9 protein-coding genes are annotated in these 11,823 nt (G+C 61.2%); 6 read left to right on the forward strand and 3 right to left on the reverse strand.

What is annotated here, in order from left to right:
• Positions 1-381: 381 nt before the first annotated feature.
• Both mrdA and WBR57_RS22195 read left to right on the forward strand, forming a co-directional pair.
• Positions 382-2,274, forward strand: a complete 1,893-nt coding sequence (gene mrdA, locus WBR57_RS22190; protein WP_424086639.1) for a penicillin-binding protein 2 — start codon at positions 382-384, stop codon at positions 2,272-2,274.
• Between the two features lie 239 nt (positions 2,275-2,513).
• The gene (locus tag WBR57_RS22195; RefSeq protein ID WP_424086641.1) at positions 2,514-2,981 is read left to right on the forward strand and encodes an SRPBCC family protein; all 468 of its coding nucleotides are present in this window, start codon (positions 2,514-2,516) and stop codon (positions 2,979-2,981) included.
• Positions 2,982-3,057: 76 nt separating this feature from the next.
• Here the strand turns inward: WBR57_RS22195 and WBR57_RS22200 are convergent, their stop codons facing one another.
• Positions 3,058-5,292: a TonB-dependent receptor gene (locus WBR57_RS22200; RefSeq protein WP_424086643.1), complete on the reverse strand. Its 2,235-nt coding sequence runs from the start codon at positions 5,290-5,292 to the stop codon at positions 3,058-3,060.
• Positions 5,293-5,509: 217 nt separating this feature from the next.
• Here WBR57_RS22200 and WBR57_RS22205 point away from each other — a divergent pair, with 217 nt between their 5' ends.
• From WBR57_RS22205 to WBR57_RS22220, 4 genes are all read left to right on the forward strand, one after another.
• Positions 5,510-7,867: a DNA polymerase II gene (locus WBR57_RS22205; protein ID WP_424086645.1), complete on the forward strand. Its 2,358-nt coding sequence runs from the start codon at positions 5,510-5,512 to the stop codon at positions 7,865-7,867.
• Between the two features lie 69 nt (positions 7,868-7,936).
• Complete coding sequence (locus WBR57_RS22210; protein WP_424086647.1) at positions 7,937-8,515, forward strand: GNAT family N-acetyltransferase; 579 nt, start codon at positions 7,937-7,939, stop codon at positions 8,513-8,515.
• A gap of 12 nt (positions 8,516-8,527) precedes the next feature.
• A complete protein-coding gene (locus tag WBR57_RS22215) occupies positions 8,528-9,160 on the forward strand; it encodes a glutathione S-transferase N-terminal domain-containing protein (protein ID WP_424086649.1) in 633 nt (210 codons plus the stop codon).
• Between the two features lie 164 nt (positions 9,161-9,324).
• Positions 9,325-9,912 (forward strand): DUF4174 domain-containing protein, encoded by a 588-nt coding sequence (locus WBR57_RS22220; RefSeq protein ID WP_424086655.1) that lies wholly within the window; start codon positions 9,325-9,327, stop codon positions 9,910-9,912.
• Between the two features lie 29 nt (positions 9,913-9,941).
• On the opposite strand, the gene WBR57_RS22225 is transcribed toward WBR57_RS22220, so the two are convergent.
• On the reverse strand, positions 9,942-10,982 hold the full coding sequence (locus WBR57_RS22225) for an acyltransferase family protein (protein ID WP_424086651.1): 1,041 nt from the start codon (positions 10,980-10,982) through the stop codon (positions 9,942-9,944).
• 22 nt (positions 10,983-11,004) lie between these two features.
• On the reverse strand, positions 11,005-11,823 hold an 819-nt coding region (locus WBR57_RS22230), incomplete at its 5' end, for a lipid II flippase MurJ (RefSeq protein ID WP_424086653.1).

Consider the following 11,823-nt stretch of genomic DNA (forward strand, 5'->3'; position numbering starts at 1 on the left):
CGATGCATCGCCGATGGTAGTGTGGGGTTTCCCCATGTGAGAGTAGGTCATCGTCAAGATTAAATTCCAGAACCCCTGTTTGCTAACGCAAACAGGGGTTTTGTTTTGGGCGGTTGGAAAGTGCGAAAAGCTGGCAACCCCATAAACGAACACCACTCTTTGCAACGACTCCCAATCGTCGCCGTCTTCTACTTCCTGGATCTAAGTCTTTTCTGAAGCCAAACCCAGCCTCGTTTATGAAAAAACCACCGATCAGCATGCCGTTGGGGAAAACGATGCAAAGTGTTTCTGCATTTTTGGTATGGTGCAGCACATTTTCACAGGGATTGATCTTTATCCGCAGGATGCGGCGTCGACCTTCTTCAACGAGATGCTGTAGAAATGCCTGAACCGATACCAATCAAGGATCACGAAAAAGAAAACCGCCTGGTCAACAAGCGCCTGCTCGCCTGCGCATTGCTGGTAATTGGCATCACCTGTGCCCTGGTAGGGCGCATGTACTTCTTGCAGGTCGTGCAATACGACTATCACTCCACGATTTCTGAAAACAACCGGGTGCACGTACTGCCCATCACCCCGACCCGTGGGTTGATCTATGACCGTAACGGCGTGGTACTGGCCGACAACCGCCCCAGCTACAACCTGACCATCACCCGTGAGCGAACCACTGACCTCAAGGGTGAACTGGACGCTATCGTCAACCTGCTGCACTTGCCTGCCGAAGACCGTGCGGTGTTCGACAAGGCCCTGAAGCAGGCACGCCACCCTTTCGTTCCGGTGACGCTGTTTTACGAGCTGACCGAGGAACAGATCGCGGTATTGGCGGTAAACGAGTTTCGCTTGCCTGGGGTAGACGTAGAGCCCCAATTCGTCCGCCATTACCCGCTGGGCGCACACTTTGCGCATTCCATCGGTTATGTAGGGCGGATCAACGAGAAAGAATCCAAGGCCCTCGACTCGGTGGAATACCGTGGCACGCAGTCCATTGGCAAAACCGGTATCGAGCGTTTCTACGAGTCCGAATTGCACGGCCACGTTGGCTATGAGGAGGTCGAGACCAACGCCCAGGGCCGCGTATTACGCGTGCTCAAGCATACCGATCCGATTCCCGGCAAGAACATCGTCCTGAGCCTCGACGTCAAACTCCAGGAAGCGGCAGAAGAAGCCCTGGGCGATCGTCGTGGTTCGGTGGTGGCCCTCGACCCGCAGACCGGTGAGGTGCTGGCCATGGTCAGCAAACCGAGTTTCGACCCGAACCTGTTCGTCACCGGCATCAGTTTCAAGGAATATGCCGCGCTGCACGATTCCATCGACAGGCCGCTGTTTAACCGCGTCCTCAGGGGGCTCTACGCGCCGGGCTCGACCATCAAGCCGGAAGTGGCCATCGCCGGCCTCGACAGCGGTGTCGTCACCCCCCAGACCCGTGTGTTCGACCCTGGCTATTACCAACTGCCCGACTTTGATCACAAGTATCGCAACTGGAACCACAGCGGCGACGGTTGGGTAGATATGGACGCAGCCATCATGCGTTCCAACGACACCTACTTTTACGACCTGGCCCACAAATTAGGCATTGATCGCTTGCATGACTACCTGGCTGAATTCGGCCTGGGGCAGAAAGTCTCCCTCGATATGTTCGAAGAGTCAGCGGGCCTGATGCCTTCCCAGGCCTGGAAGCGTGCGACCCGGCGTCAGCCCTGGTTCCCGGGGGAAACCGTGATCCTCGGCATTGGCCAGGGCTACATGCAAGTCACGCCGCTGCAACTGGCCCAGGCAACTGCGTTGATTGCCAACAAGGGCGTGTGGAATCGACCGCACCTGGCGAAGACCATCAATGGTGTGCCGCCAGTGGACGAGAACCCGATGCCCAACGTGGTCCTCAAGGACCCGCGTGACTGGGAACAGGTCAACCACGGTATGCAACTGGTGATGCATGACCCGCGCGGCATCGCTCGGGCTGCTGCGCAAGGCGCGCAATACCGGATTGCCGGTAAGAGCGGTACCGCGCAAGTGGTCGCGATCAAACAGGGCGAGCGCTATAACCGTGAGAAGACCCTGGAGCGTCACCGCGATAACGCCCTGTTTGTTGGTTTTGCTCCGGCTGAACACCCGAAAATCGTGATTTCGGTGATGATCGAAAACGGTGAGGCCGGTGGTCGAGTAGCGGGGCCGGTGGTGCGGCAGATCATGGACGCCTGGTTGCTCGACCAGGAAGGTCACCTGAAGCCGCAATATGCCACGCCCGCCAAAGCACCAGGTGATCCACGCGTCTAAGTCACACTTTCCATTCGTGCCACTGCGCTACGTCTTCATAGGCCAGCCAGGGCACGTTGTGGGAAAGGTCGGCATATCCTGGCGGTCGACCTGGTAGCCCACACCTTTGCAGAAGCAACTTCCATTCAATGGGTCAGTCATAACGTATTGCCGGGTCAAGGAAAGGATCATCATCATTGCTTACAACCCAAGGTTGCGCATTGTTTGATGTCGCCTACTGTCAATGGAGGAGGTGACTTATGCACGTATTAGATCGCATCGAACGAAAAGTCCTGCTTAATGCTTCACGCAAAACTGTCTGGGAAGCACTGACCAATGCCGAGCAATTCGGCAGCTGGTTCGGTATTGCCCTCAAGGGCAAAGCTTTTGTTGCGGGGAAAACCATCGAAGCGCCGATCACTTACCCAGGTTACGAACATGTGGTGTGGAAGGCCAGGATTGAACGCATCCTGCCACAGACGCTGTTCTCTTTCTGGTGGCACCCCTTCGCGGTAGAAAAGGGCGTGGACTACGATAACGAAACCCCGACACTGGTGGAATTCACCATCGAAGATCGCGCCCCTGGCATTCTGCTGCGGGTGGTCGAGTCCGGTTTTAATGCGGTGCCCGAGGCCCGCCGCCAGAAGGCGTTCAAGATGAACTCGCGGGGCTGGGACGAGCAAATGGGTAACATCGAGACCTATCTGGACCGTGCCCGTCAGGCCTGACCACAACGGGCATCAGGGTTGATGCCCGTGTTTACGGCTTCAATGTGAGAGCAGCCTCTCTCCACGCTGCGCTATTTTAAAAATCCACCGTCGCCGACAGCTTGGCCACGCGTGGTTCACCCTGGCTCAGGTAGCCACCCAGTGCCGACTCCCAATATTTCTCATTAGCCACGTTCTCCACGGTGGCGCCTAAAGTGACATCACGCTGTGCGACCTTGAAGTTATAGCGTGCGCCCACATCGAAGCGGTTCCAGTCCGGCAGGCTCAGGTTGTTGGCCGCGTCGGCGTATTGGCCGCCGGTGCGTAGCATACGACCGTTGAGCGTCACGCCTTGCAGGCCCGGCACGTCCCAATCCACACCGGCATTGAGCTGGAAAGAAGGCACGCCGATTGCGCGGTTGCCGTCGTTGGCGCCGTTCAGCGTGTCTTTGAGTTCGGTTTTCATCACCGTCACCCCGCCCAGCAGGCGCAAGCCGCTGATGGGCTCACCGAAGACGTTGAGTTCCACGCCCTGGTTGATCTGCTGGCCTTCGCGTACATATTCGGCCGTTGTGGCGCTGGTCTGAATCGAGTAGCCATCACTCGGCTGCTCAATGCGATACACGCCCAGCGTCGCGCCGAAGGTGCCCATATCGAGTTTTACACCTGCTTCGGTCTGTTTCGAGCGTGCCGGTGCATAGGCCTGCGAGCCGTTGGTGACGTTGAGACCACCGGAAACAACCGGTGCAGTCGGCCCCTGGGCCAGCCCCTCAATATGGTTGGCATAGAACGACACATGCTCCCACGGCTTGAAAACCAGGCCGTAGACCGGGGTGTTGATCGACGCCGTGTAATTGGAGGTGCGCGGGCCGGAACCGTACGCGTAGCCCTGCATGACCATTTCCTGATGGCGCAGGCCGGCCGTGAACAACAGACGGTCATCCAGGAACCCGAAAGTGTCGGAAACCGCCGCGCTGCGCACGAAGGTCTTGGCGGTGATGCCCGGGTCGCCCAGGTCGCCGCCATTGACGGTGCCACGCACCGGTTCGGCAATGTTGCTGGAGGGGTTATAAATACTGCTGGCATTGGGCGTGAAGTCGAACTCATACGCGTTGCGCGCCTGGGTCCAGGTGCCGGTGAGGCCGACATTCAGTTTGTGGCTGACCGCGCCCGTCTGGAATTTGCCATTCAGGCCGGTCATCAGGCTGGTGTTGTCTTCCTGGTGGGCGATGCGCGAGCCGGTGACATTGGCCGTGCCCAGGTTGTCGGTCAGGGTCACCGACGAATATCGCCCGTTTTCGTTAGTGTGCTTGGCGCCGGCGGCGAGGTAGGCGGTCCAGGTATCGTTGAGGTCATATTCGCCGCGCAGCATGCCCAGCGTGTCTTCGATGTCGGTGGCGTTCCAGCTCGGGGCGTAGTTGGTGTCTGCTGATGGCGCATCCGGGATATGCGTGACGCCGGTACCGAGGAACACCGAGTTACGGCCACCGTTGACGCGCTGTTTCTGGTAAATGAAATCCCCCGATAAGCGCAAGGCGTCGCCGCGATAATCCAGGCCGACGGCAAACAGCTTCGAGCGCTGGTTCTCATCGTCGATTGCGGTGTCGCCTTCGCGCTGGGAAATGTTCACTCGCGCACCGAAACGGTTGTCCTCGCCAAAGCGCTGGCCAATATCCAGGTGTTCGCCCACCCGGCCATCACTGCTGATGTCAGTGCTGAAACGCCGCAACGGCACATCATCGGCGCGCTTGGGTTGCAGGTTCACGCCGCCGCCGATCCCGGAGCCGCCAGGGGTTACGCCATTGATAAAGGCGTTGGGCCCCTTGAACACTTCCACGCGCTCCAGGGCGTCAGTGGACATGATCTGGCGCGGCAGGATGCCATACAGGCCGTTGAAGGAAATGTCATCACCATTGAGTTGCAGACCGCGGATCACAAAGACCTGTGCCTGGTTGGCATACCCCGACGCCTGGCGCACGGACGAGTCATTGAGCAGCACATCGCCGACGGTCTCGGCCTGCTGGTCGCGAATCAGTTTTTCGGTATAGGAGGACATGCTGAACGGCATATCCATGATGTCCTGGTTGCCCAGCACACCCAGTTGGCCGCCGCGTGCCACCTGGCCGCCGGCGTACACCGGCGGCAGGGCATTCGGCGCGGGGGCATCGGCGCTGATGTTGGTGGCGCCCAGTTCCAGTGTGTTGCCATCCTGACTGTTATTCGCATCCTGCGCAGTGACTGGGGTTGCGGCGTGAGCGGCAAGGCTCAGGGAGCAGCAAAGGGCGAGCAGGGTGGGGCGAAACGGCACAGCGAATAGGCTACGGGTGGGCATGGTCGATCCTGACGGCGAACCGTCAATGTGAGGAAAAGGGCAACAACGTTGCGCGTCCTCGCTGCGCGGATACGACTCCGGCGCGAATGATAGTGATTGTTATTAATGTTCTGCAACAAAATAATGCGATCGCGGCCTACAGGCGCTTTAACCTGCCGCGTTGGCGCGGATGCCGAGTAGAATCACGCCCTGAAAGCGATTCCTGAGGTGCGGTACGGTGGATTTACAGCAGGGTTTTGTCCTGACCCGGCATTGGCGCGATACCCCGGCCGGCACGGAGGTCAGCTTCTGGCTGGCCACCGACCAGGGCCCGCGGTTTGTCCGCCTACCCGTGCAGACCTCGGTGATGTTTATCCCGGAAGCCCACCGCAAGCATCTGGACTGGATGCTCAAGGACGAGCGCGATATCGAATTGCGCCCGCTGCAGCTGTGCGATTTCCATCACCGCCCGGTGCTCGGCCTGTACACGCGCCAGCACCGCCAGGCGATGGACGTGGAAAAACGCCTGCGCGCCGCCGGAGTCGATGTCTACGAAGGCGATGTACGCCCGCCCGAGCGCTACATGATGGAGCGATTCATCACCGCCCCGGTCTGGTTCGGCGGCACCCCCGATACCGACGGCACGCTGCAAGACGCACAGATGAAACCCGCGCCCGAGTACCGGCCGCCGCTGAAGCTGGTGTCCCTCGACATCGAGACCACCGCCCAGGGCGATCTCTATTCCATCGCCCTCGAAGGCTGCGGCGAGCGCCAGGTATACATGCTCGGCCCGCCGAACAAAGCCGATGCGGTGAACTTCAAGCTTGAGTACTGCGACACCCGCGCGCAATTGCTCGAACGCCTCAACCAATGGCTCGCTACCCATGACCCCGACGCGATTATCGGCTGGAACGTGGTGCAGTTCGACCTGCGCGTGCTCCACGAGCATGCCCAACGCCTGGGCGTGCCGCTGCTGCTGGGGCGTGGCGGTGAAGCCATGGCCTGGCGCGAGCACGGCAGTCGCAACCATTACTTCGCGGCGGCGGCGGGGAGGCTGATCATCGATGGTATCGAAGCCCTGCGCTCCGCCACCTGGAGTTTCGAATCCTTCAGCCTGGAAAACGTCGCGCAGACCCTGCTCGGCGAAGGCAAGGACATCTCCACGCCGTACCAGCGCATGGATGAAATCAACCGCATGTTCGCCGAGGACAAGCCCGCCCTGGCGCGCTACAACCTCAAGGACTGCGAGCTGGTCACGCGGATTTTCGCCAAGACCGAGCTGCTCAAGTTCCTGCTCGAACGCGCCAGCGTCACCGGGCTGCCGGCCGATCGCAACGGTGGCTCGGTGGCGGCGTTCACCCACCTGTATATGCCGCTGATGCACCGCCAGGGCTTCGTTGCGCCGAACCTGGGGGACAAACCGCCCGAGGCCAGCCCCGGCGGTTTTGTCATGGACTCGCGGCCCGGTCTCTACGAATCGGTGCTGGTGCTCGATTACAAAAGCCTCTACCCGTCGATCATCCGCAGTTTCCTGATCGACCCGGTGGGCCTGATCGAAGGCATCAGGCACCCTGACGACCGCGAGTCCGTCGAAGGTTTTCGCGGCGCGCGTTTCTCGCGTACCCGCCACTGCCTGCCGTCCATCGTCACCCGTGTTTCCGAGGGCCGCGAAGCCGCCAAGCGCGAACACAACGCGCCGCTGTCCCAAGCGCTGAAAATTATCATGAACGCGTTTTACGGCGTCCTCGGCTCCAGCGGTTGCCGGTTCTTCGACACGCGGTTGGCCTCATCGATCACGATGCGTGGGCACCAGATCATGCGCCAGACCCGCGAGCTGGTCGAAGCCCAGGGCTATGAAGTGATCTACGGCGACACCGACTCCACCTTCGTCTGGCTCGGCGGTGCGCATTCCCAGGAGGAGGCCAGCCGTATCGGCCAGGCGCTGGTCACGCACGTCAACACCTGGTGGAGTGAACACCTGCACAGTGCGTATGGCCTGCAAAGCGCCCTGGAACTGCAATACGAAACCCACTTCAGCCGCTTCCTGATGCCGACCATTCGCGGCGCGGAGGAGGGCAGCAAAAAGCGTTATGCCGGCCTGGTGGTGCGCAGCGACGGCAGCGAAGAGATGGTCTACAAAGGCCTGGAAACCGTGCGCAGCGACTGGTCGCCGCTGGCTCGCCAATTCCAGCAGGAGCTGTACCGGCGCATTTTCCATCGCCAGCCCCATCAGGACTACATCCGCGACTACGTGCGCCGGACACTGAGCGGCGAATTCGACGAATTGCTGATCTATCGCAAACGCCTGCGCCGGCGCCTGGATGACTACGAACGCAACGTGCCGCCGCACGTGCGCGCCGCGCGTCTGGCCGATGAATACAACGACCGCCTGGGGCGCCCACGCCAATACCAGCGCGGTGGTTGGATCAGCTACGTGATCAGCGTCAACGGCCCCGAGCCGCTGGAGGTGCGCCGGGCGCCGATTGATTACGATCACTACGTGACCCGGCAATTGCAGCCGGTGGCCGACGCGATCCTGCCGTTCGTCAACGACGATTTCGCGACCCTGGTCGGCGGGCAAATGGGGCTGTTCTAAAACGCTTGCCTGGACGCGCGCAGAGCCTGCACTCTTGCACACTGACGACCCACCCACGGCGCAGCGTCCATGAACCTTATCACCCTGACCGGCACCACGGTCGAGCTCCAGCCCCTGCAACCCGAGCACAAGGCCGCGCTGCTTGAAGCCGCCGCCGATGGCGAATTATGGAACCTCAAGGTCACCAATGTGCCGGGCCCGGCCACCGTCGACGCATACATCGACACCGCCGTGGCCGGGCGTACGGCGGGCACGGTGATCCCGTTTGCCATCGTGCGCAAAAGCAATGGCCAGGTGGTCGGCAGCACGCGGTTCTGGAAGGTCGACCGGCTCAATCGCAAACTGGAAATCGGCCACACCTGGTTGGCACTGTCCACGCAGAAATCCGCGATCAACACTGAAGCCAAGCTGTTGTTGCTGACCTACGCTTTCGAGGTGCTGGACTGCGTACGCGTGCAATTCACCACCGACGAACTCAACGAAAAATCCCGTGCCGCGATCCTGCGCCTGGGCGCCGTGCAGGAAGGTATCGTGCGCCACGAGCGGATCATGCCCGACGGGCGCAAACGCAATTCGGTGCGCTTCAGCATCATCGATTCGGAATGGCCGCAGGTGAAGGCCCATTTGCAGGCAAAACTGCTGCGTTAGGAGGAACTGCCCATGTACACGCTCTACGGCACTGACGAGTCTGGCTCGTGCATGATCGAAATCGCGCTGCCACGTTGTGCGGTGCAGTGGCACCGGGTAGACGCCAGCTCCTGGCAGGAAGGCGCGGGCACCGAAGCGCTCGCGCGCATCAACCCGTTGAAACAGATCCCCACCCTGGTCACGCCCGACGGCCAGGTGCTGACCGAGAGTGCGGCGATCCTGATTCACTTGGGCCTGGAGTACCCCGACTCCGAGCTGCTGGCCGGCAACCGCGCACAGATCCTGCGCGGCCTGGTGTACATCGCGGCTAACTGCTACTCGGCCATCGGCATCATCGACTACCCGCAACGCTGGCTGGGTGACGCCGACCCTGCGGTGCAAACCCAATTGACCACCGGCACTCGGCGTTATCTGCACCAGGCCTGGGTGGTGTTTGCCGAACAGTTCGCCGACCAGTTGTTCGCGCCCAGCGGCGCACCGAATGCCCTCGGCATCATGGCGGCAGCGGTGTCGCGCTGGGACGCGGCGCGCGAAGCACTCGAGGCCCTGGCGCCAGGCTTTGCGCAGACCCTTGCGCAGGTGGATGCCGACCCGATTGTGGCCCCCGTGTTTGCTCGGCATTGGCCGGAATGGAAGGCTTCGTGATGGTTGCGCAATCAGAAGAAACAATCACGCTTGAACCGGTTCAGGCCCTTGCGCAGCGGGCGTCCTGGCCTACGCTTTGTGGTGAGGGGCAGGAATCATCCTTGAATTTGGCTGTCGCAGACATGAAACTCAAGAACCCTGCATGGAATTCAAAGGAGGTGCGCATGCTCATCCGGTCGCTGACCCTGGCTACCTTGATGGCTTTTACGGGGCCGCTGTTGGCTGCTGATGATATCAACCCGCTCAAGCAGGACTTGGGCAAGGCCCGACCGCTGGTGGTGGTGGAGCTTGATTCCGGCAACGCCACGTTGGCCGACCTGCAAAAACAGCTGAACGAACCCGCCACCAAACAGGCCTTTGAAGAACGCAGCATGGTGTTCTACACCGTGAAATTCGGCAGCATCGGTGCCGAAGGCGAGAAGTTCGCCAAAGACCCGAAGGACAACAAAAAGCTTACCCCGCCTGAAACCAACGCGTTGATCCGCGCCCTCAAGCTCGGTGCCGGCAGCGGCACCAAAGTTATCCTGGTGGGCAAGGATGGCGACAAGAAACTCGAGAAGACCGTGCCACCGGATCCCCTCGACCTGAAGGAATTTTTCAGCACCATCGACCAGATGCCAATGGCCGAGAAAGAAGCTGCCGCCGCCGCAGAGCCTGAGCCCGCCGCAGCCGCTCCAGTGAAGGGAGCCAAGGGCAACGCCAAGCCGGAAAAATCGGGCAGCAAGCCAGCCCCGAAACAACTGGATGACTGAAACAACCCCACTGTAGGAGCCACGCGCTCCTACAGTTTTTTATCGACCTTGCGCACCGGAAACGGAAAGTAGAAAAACCGCAGGAACGCCACCCGCTTGATCACTTCCCCGATCAACAACGGCGCCACCACCGCCACCACAAAACCGACGCACGCCGCCACAAATGGGTGCAGGCCCAGGCGCTCCATCAGGTCGAAGGTCTTGTGCTGGATCTCTCCATGGAAGATCAACAGGATCAAGGTCGACTGGCCGATGTAGGTCATCACGCGGGTGATCAGCGCCGACACCATCAACACCTTCGCCAGCGCCCAGCACAGGTATACGCCAATCACCGCCAGCAGGCTGGTCCACAGCCAGTGGTCGTAGCGGCGCTGTGCCAGGTCCATGGTGTCGCCCCGGTAGAGGAACACGGCGGCGAACAGCGCCACCGAGACCAGCAAGGTCAGCAGCGACCCCGCATGGCTGCGCAGCCAGTTGCGCAGCAGGTAACCATAGACAAAACAGGCACTGCTGATCAGCGTGATATCCAGGCTGAACGGCAAGCCGGGCAGCACCCAGGTCTGCCCGCCAAAGGTGACCGGCAATTGCCAGAAGAACGGCAGCATCCAGATGCCGACCAGCAGCGGCACCAGCATCAGTGCGCAGCTCAGCGCCAGGGGCAGGCGTTGCATCAAGCGCAGCAGCACCCAACTGAACAGGATCGCTACCCAAAAGTGCGGCAGGAACCACAAGGCCTGCCACGGGATGGTGTCCACCGAGGCATACAACACGCCGCCGATATCCGGCAGCAGCGGTTGGCCACGCAGCACATCGCGCACGATCACATACACCAGCATGGTGAAGAAAAACGGCTTGAGCAGCCCATCGGCCTTGCGCACCGCCATCTCGCCGAAGGGCTGTTCGGGCTTGAACAATACCCCGGACAAAAAGAAGAACAACGGCAACACGAACGAGGCCAGGATCGGGTACATCAACTCCCGCGACGTGGCGACGAACCAACTGTGGGCATACACGATCACCAGGATGCCGATGCCTTTGGCGATGTCCATTTGAATCCAGCGATGTTTCATCCACCTATCCCCAACCGATCATTCATGCCTTGCGCCACGGCTTCAGCCACAGCCCCATCCCGAGCAACACCACGGCGCCGGCCAGGGTGCTCAACCCCAGTTGCAGCCACACGCCTTCAATGCGAAACAGCGCCAGCGCCGCCAACCCCATCAGCGCCGCGCCGAGCAGCCAGTGCCGGGCCCAGGGCAGGGCGTCGAGCAAGGCCTGGCGCTGCATCAGCAACAATGCCGTGCAGATCACCCCGGCCAGGGCGGCCAGGGGAATACCGGCCAGGCCGAACACAAAGGGCAGGGCGCCGAGCAGCAGCACATTGACCACGCTGCCGAGCAATTCGCAGCGCAACGGCTGGCGCGTGTCGCCGGCGGCGTAGGCGTAGCGCGCGAGCAAGGCGTTCCAGGCGCCGAACACCAGCGGCACGGCAAACCACGCCAGCAGCAACGGCAAGGGCGAATCCGCCGATTGTTTGGGCAGCAGCAGCGCCACCAGGCTCGGCGCGGCGGCCACCAGGCCGACACCGGCCGGCAGGGTCAGCAGGCTGGCGGTTTCCAGGCCACGCTTGAGCAGGGCCAGGCGTTCATCGCCCTGGCGGCGGCTCATCATGCCCAGCAGCACCTGGTTGAGGCTCATCAGCGCAATCAGCGGCAGGTTCATCAGCTTGCGCGCCAGGTTGACCCAGGTCACTGCGCCTTCCCCCAGCAACGAGGCCACCAGGCGCTCGATCAGCGCCAACCCCTGGCTGGCGCCATTGCTCATCAACAGCGGGCCGATGCGCTGGCCGAGTTCGCGCAACGGCGCAACGCTGAGTTGCCAGCGCCACGGCCGCCAACCCTGGCGCCACAC

The organism is Pseudomonas sp., from assembly GCF_049590575.1.
Taxonomy (GTDB): domain Bacteria; phylum Pseudomonadota; class Gammaproteobacteria; order Pseudomonadales; family Pseudomonadaceae; genus Aquipseudomonas.

What these genes read in the sequence shown, in the direction of transcription:
- mrdA (WP_424086639.1), top strand. Translation starts at nt 382, where the DNA reads ATGCCTGAACCGATACCAATCAAGGATCACGAAAAAGAAAACCGCCTG.
- WBR57_RS22195 (WP_424086641.1), top strand. Translation starts at nt 2,514, where the DNA reads ATGCACGTATTAGATCGCATCGAACGAAAAGTCCTGCTTAATGCTTCA.
- WBR57_RS22225 (WP_424086651.1), bottom strand. Translation starts at nt 10,982, where the DNA reads ATGAAACATCGCTGGATTCAAATGGACATCGCCAAAGGCATCGGCATC.
- WBR57_RS22200 (WP_424086643.1), bottom strand. Translation starts at nt 5,292, where the DNA reads ATGCCCACCCGTAGCCTATTCGCTGTGCCGTTTCGCCCCACCCTGCTC.
- WBR57_RS22210 (WP_424086647.1), top strand. Translation starts at nt 7,937, where the DNA reads ATGAACCTTATCACCCTGACCGGCACCACGGTCGAGCTCCAGCCCCTG.
- WBR57_RS22215 (WP_424086649.1), top strand. Translation starts at nt 8,528, where the DNA reads ATGTACACGCTCTACGGCACTGACGAGTCTGGCTCGTGCATGATCGAA.
- WBR57_RS22220 (WP_424086655.1), top strand. Translation starts at nt 9,325, where the DNA reads ATGCTCATCCGGTCGCTGACCCTGGCTACCTTGATGGCTTTTACGGGG.